Source organism: Pedobacter nototheniae (assembly GCF_032678625.1).
GTDB classification, from domain to species: Bacteria; Bacteroidota; Bacteroidia; order Sphingobacteriales; family Sphingobacteriaceae; genus Pedobacter; species Pedobacter nototheniae_A.
In genome coordinates, this window is sequence record NZ_JAVTSO010000005.1 from 253,117 (window position 1) to 275,273 (window position 22,157).

Consider the following 22,157-nt stretch of genomic DNA (forward strand, 5'->3'; position numbering starts at 1 on the left):
TAGGAGATAGGCCTTTCTGAACTCCAAGTTTTCAATCACCCTGTTGATTTTGTATGTTTTTAACGTCAAAAATTTTATTCATAAAAAACAATGCTTGCATAGTAATTATGGAATTGCTAAGTTTATTCAAATATTTTATACGCTTATACTTTTCAGGTAATGGAAGGTAAAATTGTGTTTTAGATTTAAAGACATAGAGATATTACATATTTATGTTTTGATTTTTTTTTAACTTAACCAAATAATATAAATCATATGGCTGCAGAAATTAAACGGGTTTTTGATCTTTTAAAATATAGCCTTGAGCATCCCCAAAAAGAATTCATTAACGGAAAAATAAAAGGTAAATGGATAAACTATAGCACGGAAGAATTTTGCAATACCGTTGATGCTTTAAGTAAAGGTTTGATTAAAAAAGGAATCGGCAAAGGCGGGCGCGTTGCGGTTATGTCTCATAACAGGCCCGAATGGAATATTGCTGATTTTGCATCCAATCAAATTGGAGCATATCAAATACCCTTATATCCTACACTTGCCGAGCACGATATTCAGTTCATTTTAAAGGATGCAGAAATCTCCATTATTTTTGTGGCTGACGAAGAAATCTATAAAAAGATAAAACCCTGCGTTGATGCGGTAAATCCCGAAGTTAAAATTTACAGCTTTGACGAAATCCCGGAAGCTGAAAACTGGAAAGTTTTATTAGATGAAGGAAAAGCTGATACTGCAACCAACCTTGATGAATACCGGGAAAAGATTGATGCGGAAGATGTTTTAACGCTGATTTATACTTCTGGTACTACGGGTACGCCTAAAGGTGTTATGCTTACGCATCATAACCTGGTTGCAAATTTTATAAATTCTGCTGTTGTTATTCCTAAAGGATTAAATAAAGGACTGAGCTTTCTACCGCTTTCGCATATTTTTGAGCGGATGATTATTTATCTGTATTTATATAATCGTACCTCGGTGTATTATGCAGAAAGCATGGATACCATCGTAGCCGATATTCAACTCGTTAAACCAAATGCATTTTCTACTGTTCCACGTTTGCTCGAAAAGGTATATGATAAAATCATGGAGAGAGGGAAGGCCTTAACAGGCATCAAAAAAGGAATTTTCTTCTGGTCGGTAGCCCTTGCCGAGAAATATACGCTTGAAGCAAGTTGGTGGTATAACTTTAAATTGGACATTGCGCGTAAACTTGTTTTTAAAAAATGGCAGGAAGCGCTGGGTGGAGAAATAGTGGTTATCGTATCCGGAGGCGCAGCATTAAATCCACGTTTGGCCCGTATATTTTGGGCCGCCGGTATGCCGGTTTTTGAAGGATATGGATTAACAGAAACTTCGCCTGTAATTACTGTCAACCATTTTGGCGGTACCATGTTTGGTTCTGTTGGGGAGGTTATTGAAGGTGTTGAGGTGAAAATTGCGCATGACGGGGAAGTTCTTGCCCGGGGCCACAACATTATGAAAGGTTATTATAACCGTCCTGATTTAACCGATGAAGCCGTAGATAAAGAAGGCTGGTTTCATACCGGCGATATTGGCGAATTGGCAGATGGTCGTTTTTTAAGGATTACAGACCGTAAAAAAGAAATGTTTAAAACCGCTGGTGGTAAATACGTTGCCCCCCAAATGCTTGAAAATAAGTACAAGGAGTCTATATTTATTGAACAGATTATGGTACTTGGTGAAAACAGAAAATTTCCATCAGCATTAATTGTCCCAAATTTCGAAACTTTAAAAACCTGGGCTGGCCGAAAAGGCATTACCTACACCAGTAATGAGGAAATTGTTAAAAATGAGCAGGTTTTAACTAAATATAACGAGGTTATAGAAAGTTATAATGCTGCTTTTGGTAAGTGGGAACAGGTTAAAAGGTTTGCGTTATTGCCAAAAGAGTGGAGTATTGATGGCGGAGAATTAACCCCGAAATTAAGTTTAAAAAGAAAAGTAATCACAGAAAAAAATAATACCATAATAGAAAAGATTTATAAAGATGCTGAAAATTACAAAGCGCCGCAGTAACTTACTTATTTTAAGCCTTTTTTTAATTGCTGCAGCATTATTAAATGGTTGTGCAAGTGGCCAGTTAGGGAAAAATAATAGTGGCGAATATAGAAACGGTATGGTTGTTTCCGCTCATCCCGAAGCATCACAGGTTGGCCTGAATATTTTAAAAAAAGGGGGTAATGCAGTTGATGCTGCAGTTGCTGTTCAGTTTGCATTAGCGGTTGTTTATCCCAATGCCGGAAATATTGGTGGCGGCGGTTTTATGGTTTACCGTTCGGCAAGTGGAGAAGTTAATGCATTAGATTTCAGGGAAAAGGCTGCTGCAGCAGCAACAAGAGATATGTATCTTGATGCTGCCGGAAATCCGATTGTTGATAAAAGTTTGTACGGACAGCTCGCTGCCGGTGTACCAGGTGCTGTAGATGGAATGGTTGAAGCCCATAAAAAATATGGTAAATTAAGCTGGGCACAGGTGCTGCAACCTGCAATTGATTTAGCCGAAAAAGGTTTTAAAATAACGAAACGCCAGGCGGGCGAATTAAATGGTTTGCACCGTAAGTTTATGGATTTTAATCCTTTAGGAACTGCCTTTGTAAATTTAGAAAGTACCTGGAAAGAAAATGATCTTTTAATACAAAAGGAACTGAGTAATACATTAAAACTTGTTCAGCAAAAAGGCCGTGATGGTTTTTACACAGGCGCTGTTGCTGATTCGGTTGTTGCCGAAATGCAACGAGGCAAAGGGCAGGTAACCAAAGAAGATTTGAAAAACTATCATGCGGTTTGGCGTAAGCCGGTAACCGGTCAGTACCGTGGTTATAAGGTAATTACCATGCCTCCAACCTCAAGTGGTGGAATTGCTTTGATTCAATTATTGCAGTCGGTAGAGCCTTATCCATTAAGAAAGTGGGGTCATAATGCTGATTCTACAGTTCAGTTGATTGTAGAGGCCGAAAGGAGAGTTTATGCAGATCGTGCTACACATTTAGGTGATCCCGATTTTTATGCGGTGCCGCAAAGCCAGCTTTTAAGTGCTGAATACAATAAGAAAAGAATGGCTAATTTTAACTGGGCGGCAGCTACACCAAGCAGTTCAGTTTTAGCAGGTGAGGTAAATGGAAAAGAACACGAAGAAACCACCCACTTTTCTGTTGTTGACCATGATGGTAACGCAGTATCGATAACCACCACCTTAAATGGTTCTTATGGTTCGCTTGTTGTGGTTAAAGGAGCAGGGTTTTTGTTGAATAATGAAATGGACGACTTTTCTGTAAAGCCCGGAGCGCCAAATATGTATGGTTTAGTAGGCGGCGAGGCAAATGCAATTGCCCCAAATAAAAGAATGCTGAGCTCCATGACGCCCAGTATTGTAGAAAAAGATGGTAAATTGTTTATGGTTGTTGGTACACCCGGAGGTTCAACCATCATTACCTCGGTATTTCAAACCATTATCAATGTTATTGATTTTGAGATGAATATGCAGGAAGCCGTTGCTGCAAAAAAGTTTCATCATCAGTGGTTGCCAGATGAAGTGTATGTTGAAAAAGACGCTTTAGACAGTCTGGAAGTGAAAAAGTTAGAAGATAAAGGGTATAAGATTATACAACGAGGCCCAATAGGAAGGGTTGATGCCATTTTAAAAACGAAGTGGGGTTACTATCAGGGAGGTGCAGATCCGAGAGGGGATGATGTGGCAATCGGATATTAATGTGGATAAGTTGATAAATATTTTTTAGATAGCTGCTTTTTGGTATGGGGATTGTTGTAGGAGAGCAACGCTTATTAACGTTATAATAAAACAATATGAAATCAAAATTATTTAAAGCACTACCGGTTGCATTAGCCGGTTTATTTATTGGATCAGTAGCGCAAGCTCAGGAGCCAGCCACCACAAGTGCCACGTTAAGATCTTGGTCTATTGGTGTTAATGCAGGTATATTAACTCCCCTTTCTCCACTTGGAGGTAAAAACGACTTCAGTAACAACAAATCAAGTTTAGGTTACGGTCTTTACATTAAGAAACAATTTACCCCGTACTTCTCTTTACGTTTAGATGGAGTTAGAGGTAAATTAAAGGGTGATAATACAGAGGCTTACGAAAGCGGTGTTGTAAATAATAGCCCTGTAAAATCTTTTTCTACGGAATTAGAATATTCAGGAACTTTAAACGCAGTTGTTAACTTGTTTAACATCGATATGTTTAAAAAAGAGAACGCATTGCAATTATATGCTTCAGCTGGTGCTGGTTTAGCAGGTTACAAACCTACTATTACTACTGCTTCAGGTACTTCATTATATGCAGGTGATAAAACAATCAGTGAATTAATCATTCCGGTAGGTGTAGGTGCTAAATTTAAAATTTCTGATGCAGTTAACTTTGATTTAGGCTGGACAATCAATTTTGTTGATGGTGATAACTTAGATGGTTACTACAGAGGTGGAAATGATAAATATAATTATGCTTATGCAGGTTTAGAGTTTGTGTTGGGTAAAGGAAAACAATTGGCTTTCCACAATCCGGTAGCTTTAACTTATGATGAAGCTTTAAAAGCAAAACAAACTGCTGATGGTTTAAAATCAGATCTTGATGCACAAAAAGCTGAAAACGCTAAATTGCGTTCAGAAATGAGCAACTTATTAACTGATACTGATGGTGATGGTGTAGCGGATAAATTAGATAAATGCCCAGGAACTCCTGCTGGTGTTGTAGTTGATGGTTCAGGTTGTCCTTTAAAAGTTCCTGCTCCGGTAGTAACTGAAAAAGTAATTGTAACTGAAGCCGATCGTAAAGTAGTTAAAGATGCGATTAAAGATTTAGAATTTGATTTAGGTAAAGCAACTATTCGTGCAAAATCATATGCTACTTTAAACCGTGTTGCTGCTTTATTAGTAGAGAAAAACTTCAGCTTAAAATTAGCTGGTCATACAGATAACACAGGTTCTAAACAGTTAAACTTACGTTTATCTAAAGAAAGAGCTGAATCAGTAAAAGCTTATTTAGTTTCTCAAGGTGCTAACGCATCAAGAATCGAAGCTACTGGTTACGGAATGGGTCAACCAATTGCAACAAACAAAACTGCAGCTGGTCGTCAACAAAACCGTCGTGTAGAATTTACTTTATACTAATCAATTTTTAGTAGATATGGAACGCCTCCGATGCAAATCGGAGGCGTTTTTTTTGTGACAAAAAATATGCACATTCCTCTTGCATTAACAAAATACATTCGTTAGCTTTGTTATGCAAGCATAATAAATTAGCTAAATGAAACAACAACAAACACTGGATTATCACATTAAGTTTGCCTGGCAAAATATGTTTAATAAATACAATCAAATGGCTGCCGGTTTCGGCATCACACAGGCCATTGGTTATATGCTGATCAATATTGATGATGAACAGGGTACTGCAGTTTCAAATTTGGCAGCTTTGCTTGGTGTAAAGGCAACAAGCTTATCCAGAATGTTAAATAATATGGAAGAAAGCAGCCTGATTTATCGGGAAACAGCTGCCGGCGATAAGCGTTCTGTAAAAATATTTCTGACCGATTTCGGAAAAGAAAAAAAACATCTTGCAAAGGGTGTTGTTCGTAAATTTAATGAATACCTCGATGAGCACTTCTCTAAAAAGGAAAAAGAAACATTCATTAATCTGCTAATTAAGTTAAATGATATTACTGTAGCATATACTGTTGATTAAATAATAATTTATAATGAAACGAAGCATAAATAAAGTTGCTGTTTTAGGCTCGGGTATTATGGGTTCGCGTATAGCTTGCCACTTCGCTAATATTGGTGTTGAGGTTTTGCTGTTGGATATTGCGCCCAAAGAACTTAGCGCTGAAGAGCAGGCAAAAGGACTAACGCTGGATAACCCGGCGGTAAAAAACCGGATTGTAAATACAGCTTTGCAAACCGCTGTAAAAACCAATCCATCTCCGGTTTATTCTAAAAAAGTATTAAACAAAATCAAAACAGGAAACTTCGACGATGATATGTCGAAAATTGCTGGCTTTGATTGGGTAATTGAAGTTGTTGTTGAAAATTTAGACATCAAGAAAAAAGTTTTCGAGCAGGTTGAGCAGTTTCGTAAACCAGGCACCTTAATTACTTCTAATACCTCAGGTATTCCCATTCATTTAATGGCCGAAGGAAGAAGCGATGATTTTAAAGCACATTTCTGTGGTACTCACTTTTTTAATCCACCGCGCTATTTAAAGTTGCTTGAAATTATTCCTACACCACATACGCAGCCCGAAATTGTTGATTTCTTAATGCATTATGGAGATAAGTTTTTAGGTAAAACTACCGTTTTATGTAAAGATACTCCGGCATTTATCGCAAATCGTGTTGGTGTTTATTCCATCATGGCGCTTTTGCACCTTGTTGATAAGCTTGATTTAACGGTAGAAGAAGTTGATAAATTTACAGGCCCGGCTTTGGGCAGGCCAAAATCTGCTACTTTCCGTACTTCGGATGTGGTTGGATTAGATACCATGATTAAGGTTGCAAAAGGTTTATACGACAATTGCCCTGATGATAAAGCGCACGAGCTATTTAAACTTCCTTCGTATGTGCAAAAAATGGAAGAAAATAAATGGCTGGGTGATAAAACCAAACAAGGTTTCTACAAGAAAACCAAAACACCGGAAGGAAAAACGGAAATCCTTGCACTTGATTTAAAAACACTTGAATACAAACCTCAGCAAAAAGTAAAATCGGCTACCTTAGAAATGACAAAACCGGTTGAAAATCTGCGCGAACGCATGAAGATTTTTGCTAAAGGAAAAGATAAAGCAGGCGAATTATTCCGCCATTCTTCTTTCGGATTATTTGAATACGTTTCCGATCGGATTCCTGAAATTTCTGACGAATTGTACCGCATTGATGATGCAATGCGTGCAGGTTTTGGCTGGGAACTTGGCCCTTTCGAGCTTTGGGATGCGGTTGGTGTAAAAGAAGCTATAGAGGGTATGGAGCAATATGGAAATAAAGCTGCTGCCTGGGTTCACGAAATGCTTGATGCAGGAAATACTTCATTTTATAAAGTAGAGGGTGGTGTTAAAAAGTACTACGATATTCCATCAAAAGCATATAAAGCTTTACCAGGAACGGATGAATTTATTATCCTCGATAATATCCGGGAAAACAAAACCCTTTGGAAAAATTCTGGTGTTTCCATTATCGATTTGGGAGATGGTATTCTGAATGTTGAATTCCATACCAAAATGAATACGATCGGGGGAGATGTGATATCGGGCATTAATAAAGCCATTGATATGGCCGAAAAAGACTACCGTGGATTGGTAATTGGGAACGACGGGGCGAATTTCTCGGCGGGTGCCAACGTAGGCATGATCTTTATGATGGCGGTGGAGCAAGAGTGGGATGAATTAAATATGGCCATCCGGATGTTCCAAAATACCTCTATGCGCATTCGTTATTCTTCCATTCCTGTGGTTGTTGCGCCCCATAATTTAACTTTAGGTGGTGGTTGTGAGTTTAGCTTACATGCCGATCACGTTCAGCTATCTGCTGAAACCTATATGGGCCTTGTTGAATTTGGTGTTGGTGTAATTCCTGGTGGTGGCGGAACAAAAGAATTTGCTTTGCGCGCCTCTGATGAATTTAAAGATGACCAAATTGTTCAAAATGCTTTGAAAGATCGTTTCTTAACTATAGGAATGGCTAAGGTATCTACTTCTGGTTATGAGGCTTACGAATTAGGTTATCTGCAAAAAGATAAATTTTCTATTTCTATGAACCGTAATCGTTTATTGGCTGATGCAAAAGCCAAAGCAATCGAACTGGCAGATGCGGGTTACACCAAACCTGTTCCGCGTAACGACATCAAGGTTTTAGGAAAACAAGGATTAGGAATTGTTTATGCAGGTGCCAATAGTATGTATGCCGGACATTATATTTCTGAGCATGATAAAAAGATCTCTGAAAAATTAGGGTATGTTATGTGTGGTGGCGATTTATCTTCCCCAACAGAAGTAACCGAACAATATTTACTGGATTTAGAAAGAGAAGCATTTTTATCACTCGCCGGGGAAAGAAAATCTCTTGAAAGAATCCAATCTATTATAACCAAAGGGAAACCGTTGAGGAATTAGGAATGTGATTTGAGATTGCCTTTAATTTCGCAATGACAGCAAAGGGCAGTACAACACTTAAATAAAAGATAATATTGGCTTATCGCCATAGAAAATACTAAAACAATGGAAGCATATATTATAGCCGGATATCGTACAGCAGTAGGTAAAGCACCTCGTGGCGTATTCCGTTTTACAAGAGCTGATGATTTGGCTGCAGAAGTGATTAGAGCTTTGGTGGCATCGGTTCCGAATTTAGATAATGAACAAATTGATGATGTAATTGTAGGTAACGCTACTCCAGAGGCAGAACAGGGCTTAAACATAGCCCGCATGATTTCGCTGATGGGCCTGGATACGGATAAAGTTCCGGGGGTAACAGTTAACCGTTATTGTGCATCGGGTTTAGATACCATTGCTACAGCGGTTGCAAAAATTAAAGCCGGCATGGCCGATTGTATTATTGCAGGCGGCGTTGAGGTAATGAGCGGAATGCCTTTTGGTGGCTGGAAACTGGTGCCAAATGCCGATGTTGCTAAAAAAAATCCAGATTGGTACTGGGGAATGGGTTTAACTGCCGAAGCCGTGGCTAAAGAATATAATGTAAGCAGGGAAGATCAGGACGCTTTTTCTTTAAAATCTCATGAGAAAGCCGTTCATGCCATTAAAAACGGTCATTTAAAAGATGGCGTTTTACCCATTACAGTTAATGAAAATTATCTGGATGCAAATCTGAAAAAGAAAACCCGTTCTTATGTGGTTGATACGGATGAAGGGCCTCGGGCAGATACAACTTTAGAAAAACTGGCAAAGTTAAGACCTGTTTTTGATGCCAATGGCTGCATTACAGCCGGTAATTCCTCACAAACTTCAGATGGTGCCGCATTTGTTTTGGTTGTTTCTGAAAAGAAAATGAAAGAATTAAATGCCGAACCGATTGCCAGGTTGGTAAGTTATGGTATTGCAGGCGTACCGCCAAGAATTATGGGCATTGGCCCGATTGAAGCCATTCCGAAAGCATTAAAGCAAGCTGGCTTAAAACAAGATGATATTGATCTGATTGAGTTGAACGAGGCTTTTGCTTCCCAGTCTTTGGCGGTAATCAGGACTTTAGATTTAAATCCAGAGATTATTAACGTTAACGGTGGTGCAATTGCTTTGGGGCACCCACTGGGATGTACCGGTGCTAAATTAACCGTTCAGATTATGAATGAATTAAAAAGACAAAACAAAAAATACGGAATGGTAACCATGTGCGTAGGTACAGGGCAAGGGGCTGCGGGTATTTTTGAGCTTTTGTAAATAAATACAACATCGCTGCGGGGCACGAAGCAATCTTAAAATAGTAGATAATCTAACCTAAAGTAGCAAGATTACTTCGTGCCTCACAGAGACGATAAAATGAATTAAAACATTATGATATGGATTTGAACTTGAGCATGCCTCAAATCTCAAATCTCATTTCTCAAATCTCATAACAATGGAAACAACTGAAAAAAAGACAATTAAAGGTGGTGAATTTTTAGTGAAAGACACCGTTTATCAGGATGTATTTATCCCGGAAGAATTTGATGAAGAACAGCAGATGATTGCACAAACCTGCCGTGATTTTTTAGCTTCTGAAGTTTATCCCAATTTAGATAAAATAGACAAACAGGAAGATCCTGAATTAATGCCGTCGCTATTAACCAAAGCAGGCGAGTTGGGTATTTTGGGTGTTTCTGTTCCTGAGGCATATGGCGGTTTCGGAAAAAACTTTAACACTTCAATGCTGGTTGCTGATGTGGTTGGCGCCGGTCATTCTTTTGCGGTTGCACTTTCGGCCCATACCGGAATTGGAACCTTACCCATTTTATATTATGGTAACGAAGCGCAGAAAGCTAAATATATTCCTAAGTTAGGATCAGGCGAATGGAAAGCCGCATATTGTTTAACTGAACCAAATTCAGGTTCAGATGCAAATTCCGGAAAAACCAAAGCTAAACTTAGCGATGATGGTAAACACTACATCATTACCGGGCAAAAAATGTGGATCACCAACGGTGGTTTCGCAGATATTTTTATTGTTTTTGCTAAAATTGATGACGATAAAAATTTAACCGCTTTTATCGTTGAGAAAGATTTCGGTGGCATTACGATGAACCCCGAAGAACATAAAATGGGGATTAAAGGTTCTTCAACCCGTCAGGTTTTCTTTAACGATTGCCCTGTTCCGGTAGAAAATATGTTGAGCGATAGAGAAAACGGTTTTAAAATCGCAGTAAACATTTTAAATATTGGTCGTATTAAATTATCTGCAGCAGCAATTGGTGCTTCAAAAGCAACCTTAAATACGGCAATTAATTATTCAAACGAACGCATTCAGTTCGGACGTCCGATTTCTAAATATGGAGCAATTCGTTTTAAAATTGCAGAAATCGCATCTAAATTATATGCTGTTGATGCGGCAAATTACAGGGCCGGACAAAATATTGATGATACCTACGATCAATTGGTTGCCGGTGGAATGGAATCTGGTAAAGCCAGGTTAAAATCAGTAGAGCAATTTGCTGTGGAATGTGCCATTTTAAAAGTTTGGGGTTCGGAAGCTTTAGATTATACCGTTGATGAAGGCGTTCAAATTTATGGAGGAATGGGCTTTAGTGCTGATGCACCAATGGACAGAGCATACCGTGATGCACGTATCAACCGGATTTTTGAAGGAACGAACGAAATTAATCGCCTATTAACAGTTGATATGATGTTGAAACGTGCCATGAAAGGCGAATTGGATTTAATGACGCCTGCTACGGCTGTAGCTGCAGAATTAATGAGTATTCCTGATTTTGGTGAGGAGGATACAACTTTATTTGCGGCCGAGAAAAAAGTATTGGCTAACCTGAAAAAGGCAACATTAATGGTTGCTGGTGCTGCGGTTCAAAAGTTAATGATGACTTTAAGTAAAGAACAGGAAATTTTAATGAACATTGCCGATATGGCCAGTTATGTTTATGTAGTCGAATCGGCGTTACTTAGGACAGAGAAACTGGTAAGCATGAGGGGCGAAGAGGCTACTGCTGGTCAGTTGGATTTATTGCGTATTTATTTGGTTGAGGCTGTTGATGGAATTGCCAAAGCAGGTAAAGAAGCACTTTGGGCTTTTGCTGAAGGTGATGAACAACGTATGATGCTGGTTGGTTTACGCCGGTTTACAAAAATGGAACCATTTAACGTAAAAGATGCCCGTCAAAGAGTTGCGCAGCAATTAATTGAAGCAAATAAATATATTTTTTAGATATAACGGATTTTGACGAAGTGGGGTTAAGGCTTGGGTATTGATATACCTGAGCCTTAAATTTTTACCAGAATTGGCTTTTTCTCAAGTCTCTATCTTTTTTATGCTCAGTCTTATTTGTTAAAATAGGTTAAAAATTGGTGCATCCGTATTAAAAGCCTATTTTTGCGAATGATGGTTAGAATTAAATTAACTTTAATACTTTTTATCGGTATGATTGCAATCTCTGCCTGTAAAAAAACTGAAAGTGACGACAAACAAATGACAGACTTTATTAAGGCAAATAATATTAATGCCGTTAAACACGAATCTGGTTTATATTATCAGATTATAAAACCTGGAAGCGGAACATTTACATATCCTTCCAATACCAAAATTACCATTAAATACGAAGGCCGTTTATTAAACGGGAATGTATTTGATAATGGCGGTGGGCAAGAACAAAATTTTCCTTTGGCTAATTTAATAGAAGGCTGGCAAATAGGAATTCCTTTAATTCAAAAAGGAGGAGAAATTCGCTTAATTATTCCTCCGGGTTTAGGTTACGGAAGCCGTGCTGTTGGTACTATTCCTGCCAATTCTCCTTTGGATTTTACCATACAATTAATAAACGTACAATAACATAGAATGAAAAAATATACTATTGCTTTATTTTCGCTTTTAACAGCTGCCGTATTATTTACCGCCTGTAAAAAGGATTATGAATCTATTCAAAGCGTAGATGATGCAGCTATACAGGCATATATTAAGAAAAATAATCTTAATATGACAAAAGATCCTGCTGGTACAGGTGTTTATTATCAAGTTGTAACACCAGGTACAGGTAATGTATTTGCAAACCAGGATTCTGTTTTCTTTACCTATGAGGAGAAATCCATTACTGATGGTACAGTATATGCCTATACAACTCCTTACAATGCAAGTGGTACCTATTTTGGATATATGACCAATACTTTTAGTGGCTCGTGGGGTAGCGCTTTAAAAGGGCAAAGGTTTGGGGCTAAGGTGAGAATCCTGATTCCATCAAACCTGGCTTATGGTAAAAACGGAAGTACAACATATAATGTACCTTCAAATGCAGTATTGGATACTTATGTTAACACCTATACGTATACCACTAAGTGGCAGTTGGATGATTTTTACATCAACACTTTTTTAACGGATAATAAACTAACCGCTGTTAAAGATCCTTCACGTGTATATTATATAATGGGTACACCAGGTACAGGTGCTGACGCTATAAGCTTAAGTTCTACAATTGTAGCAAATTATACCCTAAGATATTTAGATGGTACTGTGGTTCAAACCTCTACAGATGGCGCATTTAGTGGTGTTTTGAGTACCTTGTATCAAGGATGGCAAAAAATCCTTCCGGGCCGTTTAACTGCAGGAGGAAAAATCAGATTATTTATTCCATCTGATTTAGCAGGCGGCAGGGCTGCAGATTTTGATATAGAAATTGTAAGCGTTACGAATTAAGCGCTTCCTTAAAAACTTTTAATACCCTTTCTCTTGCAAAAATATGCTCAACTATTGGTTGGGCATATTTTTTGGTCCCAAATTCAGGTACCCATTTCTTTATATATTCAAATTTAGAATCGAATCTTTTCGTTTGTAACTCCGGATTAAAAACCCTGAAATAAGGTGCAGCGTCATTTCCTGATCCCGCCGCCCATTGCCAGCCGCCAACATTACTTGCCATTTCATAATCCAATAACTTCTCCGCAAAATAAGTTTCGCCCCATCGCCAGTCAATAAGCAAATGTTTGGTTAAAAAGCTTGCAACAATCATTCTAACGCGGTTGTGCATCCATCCTGTTTCGTTTAGCTGCCGCATGCCTGCATCCACTATCGGATAGCCGGTAGTTCCATTGCACCAGGCCTTAAACTCCTCTTCATTATTGCGCCATTTTATTTTGTCGTATTGTTTTTTAAATGAATCAAAAGCCGAATGGGGGAAGTGCCAGAGGATAAACATATAGAATTCTCGCCAGGCTAATTCGGATAACCAAACATTCGACTTAGCGGCTATAGCATCAGTTACCGCTTTACGGATGCTTAAGGTGCCGAAGCGCAAATGTAAACCAATATGCGTGGTGCCTTCAAGTGCCGGAAAATCTCTTTCTTTGGCATAATCACCAAGCTTGTTTAGGTAACTTATTTTAGGAAAAACTAAATGGCTACGTTCAAATCCCATTTCTTTTAAAGTAGGAAGATTTTGATGTACTGTTTTAAATAAGTTTTTAAAGTATTTTTTATTGGGGTAAGCTTTAATGTAGAAACTATTCAATTTAGCGTGCCATTGTTTATAAAACGGAGTAAACACAGTATAAGGTGTTTTATCTGCTTTTAAAATCTCATCTTTCTCAAAAATAACCTGATCCTTATACGTTTTAAATGCAATTTTTTCACTGGTTAAAAACTCTGCCATATTATCATCACGCTCGCGGGCATAAGGTTCATAATCGTGATTGATGTATACTTCTTTTACGTCATATTCAGCTAAAACCTGCGACCATATTTGTTCGGGTTTACCATATTTAACCAATAGATCAGATCCGTGCCTTTGCAGTTCTGCTTTAAGTTGCTCAATAATCTGATGAATAAAAGTTACCCTTGCATCATCTTTTGGTAGCTTATCTAAAATGTTCTTGTCAAAAATAAATAATGGGAGTACAGGCTTACCACTTTTTAAAGCATGATAAAATGCAGCATGATCTTCTAAACGTAAATCGCGACGGAACCAGCAGATATTAATTGTCTTCTTCATTATTAAACGGAAATATTGTTCAAAGGTAATAACAGAGAATCAGAATACTGGTTTTATTTCTAATGGCATAATTCTTAACGTTCTGCTAAAAACTTCCTGTTGTGTCTCATTTTCCGCCATTCCCAGGGTGGAGTAGGATTGTTGTCGTACCACAATCCCACTTTGTGTTCCCTGGCTTCAACCTCTAATGCCGCATAAACCGGGTCGGTAGAGTATTTTTTGAAATGCCAGGCCATTCCCCTTTTAATCATCTCCTGATTTACGTTTTGTTTTTTGTAATTCAGCACAACAGCAATCAGTCTTTTATAACGGTCATATTTTTGCCCGTAAACCGTTATCTGCTGCCCGAAACATAAATCAGACAAGGCTTTTTTAGCATGGTTGCCAAATGGCTGCGAACCTCTTTTTTCCGGGCAATCGATATGGGCCAAGCGTATTTTAACAGGAGTGTTTTTGTAAAGTACTTCCATGGTATCGCCATCCATAATCCGAATGACTTTAGCAATGAAAATCTGATTTTTTAAATTGATTGGATTTTCGTTATTCTTTTTCTGAACTAACGCCGAATTAAATTTTAAAAATAAAACGATTGGAATTACTTTTCCCATCCACATAATGTTTTTCCATCTTTTTTGGCATTTTCTAAAGTTATTTCAACAATTTTATAGCCACAACTACTCAAACCTTTGCAATTGGATTTGTAATGATATTTTTGAGCTTTTCCGCTATTGCAGATGTAAACATCAGTGGTTTCTTTGAAGTTGGGATAAATAAATAAAAATAATAAAATAGAGATCGTTTTCATTTAAGGATAATTTTAAGAAAAAAATATTGACATAGTTGTACTTGAAAATTAGTAATAATAATTATCTAATTTCTAATAATTTGTTGTATTACAGGTTCAACCCGAGAAGGTAAATCGGTCGTTTGTAAATAGAATTTCTTTACATTCATTGTTTTAAACCAATCAGTCCAAAATTGTTTTATCACATCCTCCTCATAAGGGTTTTTATCTGATGGATTAATGCCCAAAACAATAATTTCCAATTCTTTTAAATTATAAGGAAAAGAAATAAAGCCTAAATTGTTTTTTTTTATAATTGATTGATAATCTGCAGTAGTAAGTTTTTTTGCTTCAATAAAGGAAGATGTGATATAAGAGCTTTTATTACCCACCATAATTTTATTGTTTTTATGGTAAATATAACCATCAGTTAATATGATTAAAATATTCCTATATTCTGGTTTAATACAGTATTGCTGAACATTATTTTTGAAGAATTTCCATATATCAGACCCAATATAATGACCATCTTTAATCGCATGTTGATAAATTTTTTGAGGGATTTCTGTATAAACTTTATCAACGTTTAGTATATCCTTTTTATTAGTTTTTGGATTAAAACTCACTTTTAGTTCTTGGCTAAGTTGATCAATATTTGTTATTTCAGGGATGGGATCAAAAAAGATTTGCATCTGATCTTTTAAGAGCATTATCTTTTTTCCTTTTACATGATTGACAAATGCCTTTTCTACCAATCTTATATATTGAAGGTCTCGTTGATAATGATTAGGATTCTTTTTAGGGTCAATCCGATCCGATAAATCCAACAAAAAACTTATGTTGAGATTTTGAGCCGGTTGTGCTTTGCTTTTGTTCACAAAAACGCTGATAATTAAAAAGAACATCAATGAGTTTAATAATTTAGTTTTCATAGCAATGCGTTTATAACCTGGAAATGTATATAGAATTTTGAGAATCTTCGTCAGCACCTACATTTTTAAGGTTTTCATTGTAGCAGGTAATGCATTCATTTTGCAGAGCACTTTTCTCATATTGAGAGATGTAAAGTTTCTGATTAATGAAAGTAATCCATCCTTGCATGTACTCAGAAGCATATAGCACATATTCTTTGGTGGGAATAATAACCGCATCAATGATTCTTTGGAGTGTATTAACTCGTCCTTGGGCCTCAATGGAAGACTTTTTAATATTGTTGAGCTCTTCTATCAACTTGTTTTTTTGGATTTCATCATCAGTTATCCGATCTTGATGAATCTGGATGTCTTTTCTTCTCCGCTGTTGTTCATACTTTATTTTGTCTTTTTCACGGTGCTCTTTCATTATAAAATCGAATACTACACCCCAGATTAGATAGACTACAAAACCGGCAAAGATAATTCCCCAAAACTGAATTTCTCCGAAAGCAACAGCAACATTAAATTTAGAATCTTCAAAAGTTTTGTTTGAATTATATATTTTCTCTTCTATCTGGTAAGCTAAAATGGCATCGAAAACAAAGGTGGTGACTAAAAGTACTGCTATCTTAACGTAATTTTTAACGCTTTTAACCTCACCAAACATATGTATTAAATAGCCTAAGCCTAAAAATACAAATGGAATAAAGGTTACGAAAGCACCTTCGAGTGTTCCATCATGCCAAGCTTTTTCAAAGGCCTGCGAATCAAGAACGTTCTTGATGATCGTAGTATTAGCATCAAATGGTTTGAAGAAAGCCGAATAAGATGTAGAAATATAAAAGGTAAATAGATAAAGACTAAGTGGCAAAAGAATAATTAACCCAATCCAAAACTTCGTTGAAGAACCTTTTGTAGCGTTGATATGATATTTTTCAGGACTTCTTGCTAAATCATTGATCTCGAATTTTAGCTCTTCTATATTATCTTTTACAGATCTAATGTTAGTTTCTATTTTCTCAATCTGCTGCTCTTTATTTTCTTTGCTAATCGAAAGGGTCTTTATCTCTGTTTCTTTGCTTTTCTGTTCATTAATATAAGGTTCCTTGGCAATTGATTGTTTCTCCACAAGCTCTTTTTCCTCATTTTGAAATTTAGCATAGATTGCATTTAGGCATATTGATAATGCTAATGGACTACCATTATTTCTTGATCCATCTCTAAATCCGGCTTCGTGATAAGTTCTTTTTCTAACCTCCTCTACTTCTTCAGTAGTTGGCTCCTTGACTTCAAGATTTTCATCTTGTGGTGCTTCCGTTACCTTTGGACGGAAAAAGTCTTCTATTTGGGAAATCATAATATTAAATTCTTGGTTTGATTTATTATTTCATTATTATATTTTTATTTCACCTAAACAATCCGGTCTCTGGAGTATATTTTTTCAATAGGTAAAATGTCAAGTGCCTTTTCTTCATTTTTTTTTGATTCTATTTTACAGTAAAACCCAATAAGTAAAAACAGCAATCCAGCTATTATGTCCATTGGAATCCAAAATCCTTTCCTGTGTAAATAAATAGGTAGGATAGGATTGAATAGAATAAGCAGCATTATGAATAATACCGCTATCCACGAATATTTTTTTTGTTTTGTAAAATTGTATATACCTAAAATGCAGCCTAATGAAATTAGGACTCTTAAAAAAGTGTAATAAGCTATAGGGAAGTTAAGTGCAGCAATAAAACAGCACAGCGCGCAGAAAATAAAGAATGTTTTCATTTTTAATTGTAATTCTCTATGGTTTGATGCAACTGGCTTCTATAATTATATATTTCATCCAGGCTATTTAATTGATTTTTTTCTCCGGCATCTTTTCCATTATGAAAAGTTTCCAGGTACTTATTTGCGGTATTGAAATGAAATCGACAAATTGGCTTTCTGTTATTATCATCCAGTAAAACACCGAAGTAAGATTGAGTATCTCTTGGTGAAATTCTCGCTGTAGGAATTTTTTCACGTAAAATGGCTTTTACAATCTGGAAAGCTTCTGCTTCTTCTTCTGTGGTAATAATTTTGGATACATCGTTATTCTCATCAACCGGATTAACCTTTGATGACTCCCGGTTTTCTATTTTTTCGTTAATACTTAAAGCCGACTTTAAGCGGTGGCTAATCGATTCATTAATTGAAATAGCCAATGCTTTTTTGGTGTACTCTTTAAAGGCAATCATTCGGTTTGCCGTTAAAGGCTTGTCGAAAAACCTGTTCACTAAAAGTTTAACTATTTCATCTGATGGGTTATCAATTTCCTTCTCAAATTCTTTACGTATGGCTTTGATATATTTTAGAGCTTCAGCAGAGTCGAGAATGCTTTCAAGGTTATATTCGTTTTTGGTAAAACTCTCCAGAATTTTAATAGAACTATCTTTCAGGTCTTCAATATCAATGGTAAGAAAAGGCTTCTCATCCATAATGTTTGGTTTTTCCAGGTCGGTGTAGAAATTGTAAATGGTTCCATTGGTTAACACACCAAACCTTGTTTTGGAAACATGGTAATACCGGTGAAGCTGAGAGTTATGTGCATCTGCATTTTCTTTCCAATGTTTGCATTCAAAAATGATAATGGGTTCATCATTTTTACGGATAACATAATCTACTTTTTCACCTTTTTTAGTGCCAATGTCGCAGATATGTTCCGGGACAACCTCTGTTGGATTAAAAATATCGTAACCTAACATTTGTATAAAAGGTAATACAAATGCGTTTTTTGTAGCTTCTTCGGTATTAATCTGGTCTTTTAAGCCACTTACACGCTGATGCAACTGCTCGAGTTTTAATTTCAATTCCATATCTTTTATTAAATGGTGTCGTCTATAACTTCCGAGCGGAGAGCATTTGTCTTTACCGATTCTATACCGTCTTCTCTGGCGCTAATTGTAGAATACATTTGACTGGTGCCAATAATTTCGCCGTTTCCAGCTTTTAGGTTAAAGTAATATGTGCCATTTTTAGCAATTTTTCTGTCGTATCGGGCATCCGCTGATGCATTGGTTTTTACGGATTCAATTCCATTTTTGCACGAAGCTTTTGCTACATAACCCTCGCTGGTTAAGATGATTTGTCCGTTTGAGGCTTTTAGATTAAACTGATACTCGCCGTTGGTTCTTTTGGTAATTATGAATTTTCCCATTTTTAGTTTTTACTGGTTTAACTCTTCAAAACTATGCAGAGGTGGCAGCCTTTTTTTACGGGAAACCGTAAAGCTTCAAATTATTCTTGAAAATATTTTTTAATGTTATTTACTGATTAACAGTTGATTGGTGAGGCTGGATAAATGAGTGGTTGCTCCATTTTTATTCGGAAACAACCCACTTCATTTCTTTTTGGAGCGCTTATATTTTTATTCGTTACTGGATTTGCTTTTCTTTTCCGATTTTTCTTTGCGCCACCAGTTATTGTCGAGCGATTTTATGGAAGTAAATAATCGGGTTATTCCAGCTTTCATTGTATTGGTGTCGAGGTCTTTAGCCCAAACGTGAATAATGGTATCGCTTCCAATTTTTACCCACCAAAAGGTTTTGCCAAAACGTTGGGTATAATAAACCTCGCTTATGGCTCCATGAATAGATTTAGCGTTAAAATTTGGTTCCATCAACTGGTAGGTTTTAACTTTTTGAGCGTCAGCTCTTCCTGTTATCAATAGCAATAAAATGACTATGTAAAGCTGTTTCATAATTCATTTCAAAAGTATAGACAAGAAAAATCCTTTCCTTACGGGAAGCCATAAAGTGGGCGGTTTTTTGAAAAATCAGAAATATTGGTTTGCCTGATAAAATCGGATTAAAAATCGAAGGGAAACAGATCTTTAATTAAAGGTGAATTTACATCGGTTAGGTTAGATAATTTTATTTGCAATGCAGTGCGCAATTAGTTGCCCGTTGTTGGTCATATTCAAGGATGTTTTAATCAGGTTAAGGCGTTTTTCAATGCTGCTTAATCCTGATGGTTCCATCTTTTTTTCTTTTAAAAGATCGGGCATTTCTTTTTGGCTTTTCCCACTTGAAAGCAGCGATACAATCATTTTGTCGTATTCAGTAAAATGATGAATATTTTCTTCTTTTTGTCTGAGGTTAGCCGAAACGTATTTTTTGTTTTTATAAATGCTTTCTATAGCCAGCTTAAGGTCTTTAGCATCATGGCGTGCTTTAGGAACATAAGCATCAATGTTTAATTCTTTAAAAAGTGAGTTGGCAATCATTGCCCGGTTTTCACCTGAAAATACGAGCACTTTTATGTCTGGCTGTATTTCTCTTACAGCTTTTATTAGTTCTTTACCGCCAGCAATTTTTTGTTTTGGATAATCATCGTCAAAAGAAAGATCGGTGATTATTAACTCATAAGGTTGGCCATCACGAATGGCTTTTTGTACCCTCGCCAATGCATCATCGCATTGAAATACATAATCTTTATCAACTACCGTAATGCCGAGATTGCTGATGACGTTGCGGAGCGAAAGGTTCGCCATTTCATGGTCTTCGGCGATTAATACATTTTTGAACATATGATGTTTTATTATATAGGAAAAGAGAATTTAACTTTTAGCCCCTCATCAGGCTTAGTGTCAAAAGTAATTATGCCCGAAATACTTTTAATACGGGTTTCCGTATTTCTCAATCCGTTTCCAGGCGAAAAATGTGGTATACCTTTTCCGTTATCCATATATAAAATTGTGATGCGCTGATTGTCGTGCTGAAAATCTAATTGTACATAATCAGCCTTACTGTGTTTGCTCATATTAGTCATCAATTCCTGTAGAACAGCAAAAACTTCAGATTTGGCCGCTTCCTGTACGGTATCCCAAAGTTTTTCTTCATTGCCATTTACAGCAATATGAACCTTTGCCGATTGATAAGAAGAAAACATTGTTGAAAGTGCTTTCGCAAAATCCTGTTTATATTTTGTATCAATATTTTCGTAAGAAAGGTCTCTCGAAATGTGATAAATTACATCAAGTTTTTCGGCTACTTCATCTTTTTCCATTTCAGGCCGGTTGTCTATTTCATCCATTACCTGGTATATCCTGTTGGCAACATGGTCATGAACCTTTTTCACATATTTTATTTCGGTATTTTTTACCTCAATTTCTTTTTCCTGTTTCAGTATTTTTTGTCGCCTTCTGTAAAAGAAATAACCACCTATTAACAGTATAATTGCGATAACAAGTAAGGTTCCTATAGTGAGGATATTTTTTTGTTTTTCTATGTTTTCAGCTTGAGCTTTTAAAAGGTTTGCTTTATTCTTTTCTGCTTCGTACCTGATTAATGCAAATTGATTTTTTGCACTATTACTCGAAGTTTGCAAACTGTCATTTAAGTTATCATAAAGTTCAAAATATTGTTTGATTTTTTCAGAAGGGCCAAGGTTGATGAGTTTGTTTAATGCCTGCAATTTGTCGTTGGGGCTATTTATTCTTTTGGCAACCTGATACATTTTATCTGCATAGATAAAAGCAGAATCCCTATTTGTTTTGCTATAATAATAAGAAAGATTAGCATAGCTGGAATTTAATCCCCACCTATCATTTTCTTTTTGACGAATTTTAAGAGCGGTTAGAAGCTCAGAACGTGGATTGTAAGCTGGATTCTTCAGCCATTTAGTAAAAGCAATATTTGTTAAGGCCCTCGCATATTCCTTTGGAGGTATATTTGTTTCATTAAAAATGCGATTGAATATGCTTAAGGCTTCATCATATCTTTTGAGTTCCTGGTAAGCTTTAGCCTTATTGTTAAGGTACAGATGTGTATCCGCAATGTTTTGCGCGAATTTTATAGCAGAATCATAAAATTTTAGTGCATTATCGTAATCTTTTAACTTATATGTTGCAATTGCAAGGCTGTTATAATTTGAACTGAGTAAAGTAAGTTGATTTTTTTTTGCTTTATTCAAATAAAATAATGCATTTAAAGCGATTTCCTGAGCTCCGAAATAATCACCTTTGTTTTCAGATATGATGCCCATGTTTACCAAACATTTTCCAGTACCTAAGCTATCTTTTTGTTCAAGGAACAAATCCTTAGCTAAGTTGAAATATTTAAAAGCACTATCAACTTCTCCAAGTTCTCTATACTCGAATGCTTTATCATAATAAGGGTTTTCTTTTTTCTTTTTAACTTCTGCTTTGTGTTTGGTACAAGCAGATAAAAAGATTAAGCAGAATAGTAAAAGGGAGATGCGTTTCACTGTTTTAGTTTTCTACTAAGTTAAAAAAATAAACAATAATGTTTTTTAAGTAACCAGTTGTATTGGT

At 36.4% G+C, this 22,157-nt stretch carries 20 protein-coding genes; 9 read left to right on the forward strand and 11 right to left on the reverse strand.

Annotation, left to right across the window (positions count from 1 at the left end; translation table 11 throughout):
* Positions 1-255 precede the first annotated feature (255 nt).
* The 9 genes from R2Q77_RS15885 to R2Q77_RS15925 all read left to right on the forward strand — a co-directional run bounded on the left by R2Q77_RS15885 (position 256) and on the right by R2Q77_RS15925 (position 12,864).
* The gene (locus R2Q77_RS15885; RefSeq protein ID WP_316804710.1) at positions 256-2,031 is read left to right on the forward strand and encodes a long-chain fatty acid--CoA ligase; all 1,776 of its coding nucleotides are present in this window, start codon (positions 256-258) and stop codon (positions 2,029-2,031) included.
* Positions 2,003-3,724, forward strand: coding sequence for a gamma-glutamyltransferase (ggt, locus tag R2Q77_RS15890; RefSeq protein WP_316804711.1), 1,722 nt, complete (start codon positions 2,003-2,005; stop codon positions 3,722-3,724). Before R2Q77_RS15885 ends, ggt begins: the two co-directional genes overlap by 29 nt.
* Positions 3,725-3,819: 95 nt before the next feature.
* Positions 3,820-5,142 (forward strand): DUF6089 family protein, encoded by a 1,323-nt coding sequence (locus tag R2Q77_RS15895; RefSeq protein WP_316804712.1) that lies wholly within the window; start codon positions 3,820-3,822, stop codon positions 5,140-5,142.
* Between the two features lie 136 nt (positions 5,143-5,278).
* Positions 5,279-5,713: a MarR family winged helix-turn-helix transcriptional regulator gene (locus R2Q77_RS15900; protein ID WP_316804713.1), complete on the forward strand. Its 435-nt coding sequence runs from the start codon at positions 5,279-5,281 to the stop codon at positions 5,711-5,713.
* 13 nt (positions 5,714-5,726) lie between these two features.
* A complete protein-coding gene (locus R2Q77_RS15905) occupies positions 5,727-8,132 on the forward strand; it encodes a 3-hydroxyacyl-CoA dehydrogenase/enoyl-CoA hydratase family protein (RefSeq protein ID WP_316804714.1) in 2,406 nt (801 codons plus the stop codon).
* 105 nt (positions 8,133-8,237) lie between these two features.
* Positions 8,238-9,413 (forward strand): acetyl-CoA C-acyltransferase, encoded by a 1,176-nt coding sequence (locus tag R2Q77_RS15910; protein WP_316804715.1) that lies wholly within the window; start codon positions 8,238-8,240, stop codon positions 9,411-9,413.
* A 178-nt stretch (positions 9,414-9,591) separates the two neighbouring features.
* Positions 9,592-11,385 carry an acyl-CoA dehydrogenase family protein gene (locus R2Q77_RS15915; RefSeq protein ID WP_316804716.1) on the forward strand — a complete coding sequence of 598 codons (1,794 nt, stop codon included), beginning with the start codon at positions 9,592-9,594 and terminating at the stop codon, positions 11,383-11,385.
* A 171-nt stretch (positions 11,386-11,556) separates the two neighbouring features.
* Entirely contained in the window at positions 11,557-12,006 is a 450-nt protein-coding gene (locus tag R2Q77_RS15920) for an FKBP-type peptidyl-prolyl cis-trans isomerase (protein WP_316804717.1), read from the forward strand.
* Positions 12,007-12,012: 6 nt separating this feature from the next.
* Entirely contained in the window at positions 12,013-12,864 is an 852-nt protein-coding gene (locus R2Q77_RS15925; protein WP_316804718.1) for an FKBP-type peptidyl-prolyl cis-trans isomerase, read from the forward strand.
* On the opposite strand, the gene R2Q77_RS15930 is transcribed toward R2Q77_RS15925, so the two are convergent.
* The 11 genes from R2Q77_RS15930 to R2Q77_RS15980 all read right to left on the reverse strand — a co-directional run bounded on the left by R2Q77_RS15930 (position 12,854) and on the right by R2Q77_RS15980 (position 22,090).
* Complete coding sequence (locus R2Q77_RS15930) at positions 12,854-14,155, reverse strand: deoxyribodipyrimidine photo-lyase (RefSeq protein WP_316804719.1); 1,302 nt, start codon at positions 14,153-14,155, stop codon at positions 12,854-12,856. The genes R2Q77_RS15925 and R2Q77_RS15930 overlap by 11 nt on opposite strands.
* 74 nt (positions 14,156-14,229) lie before the next feature.
* Entirely contained in the window at positions 14,230-14,763 is a 534-nt protein-coding gene (locus tag R2Q77_RS15935) for a thermonuclease family protein (protein WP_316804720.1), read from the reverse strand.
* Positions 14,751-14,960, reverse strand: a complete 210-nt coding sequence (locus tag R2Q77_RS15940) for a hypothetical protein (RefSeq protein WP_316804721.1) — start codon at positions 14,958-14,960, stop codon at positions 14,751-14,753. The genes R2Q77_RS15935 and R2Q77_RS15940 overlap by 13 nt, the downstream gene beginning before the upstream one ends.
* A 65-nt stretch (positions 14,961-15,025) precedes the next feature.
* A complete protein-coding gene (locus R2Q77_RS15945; RefSeq protein WP_316804722.1) occupies positions 15,026-15,871 on the reverse strand; it encodes a hypothetical protein in 846 nt (281 codons plus the stop codon).
* Between the two features lie 10 nt (positions 15,872-15,881).
* On the reverse strand, positions 15,882-17,210 hold the full coding sequence (locus R2Q77_RS15950) for a hypothetical protein (protein ID WP_316804723.1): 1,329 nt from the start codon (positions 17,208-17,210) through the stop codon (positions 15,882-15,884).
* 53 nt (positions 17,211-17,263) lie between these two features.
* Complete coding sequence (locus tag R2Q77_RS15955; RefSeq protein WP_316804724.1) at positions 17,264-17,629, reverse strand: DUF6804 family protein; 366 nt, start codon at positions 17,627-17,629, stop codon at positions 17,264-17,266.
* A 2-nt stretch (positions 17,630-17,631) separates the two neighbouring features.
* Positions 17,632-18,699: a type I restriction endonuclease gene (locus tag R2Q77_RS15960; protein WP_316804725.1), complete on the reverse strand. Its 1,068-nt coding sequence runs from the start codon at positions 18,697-18,699 to the stop codon at positions 17,632-17,634.
* A gap of 8 nt (positions 18,700-18,707) precedes the next feature.
* Positions 18,708-19,040, reverse strand: coding sequence for a YegP family protein (locus R2Q77_RS15965; RefSeq protein WP_316804726.1), 333 nt, complete (start codon positions 19,038-19,040; stop codon positions 18,708-18,710).
* 210 nt (positions 19,041-19,250) lie between these two features.
* The gene (locus R2Q77_RS15970) at positions 19,251-19,583 is read right to left on the reverse strand and encodes a hypothetical protein (protein WP_316804727.1); all 333 of its coding nucleotides are present in this window, start codon (positions 19,581-19,583) and stop codon (positions 19,251-19,253) included.
* Positions 19,584-19,745: 162 nt separating this feature from the next.
* Positions 19,746-20,411: a response regulator gene (locus R2Q77_RS15975; protein ID WP_316804728.1), complete on the reverse strand. Its 666-nt coding sequence runs from the start codon at positions 20,409-20,411 to the stop codon at positions 19,746-19,748.
* 11 nt (positions 20,412-20,422) lie between these two features.
* Positions 20,423-22,090 (reverse strand): tetratricopeptide repeat protein, encoded by a 1,668-nt coding sequence (locus tag R2Q77_RS15980; RefSeq protein ID WP_316804729.1) that lies wholly within the window; start codon positions 22,088-22,090, stop codon positions 20,423-20,425.
* Positions 22,091-22,157: the final 67 nt, after the last annotated feature.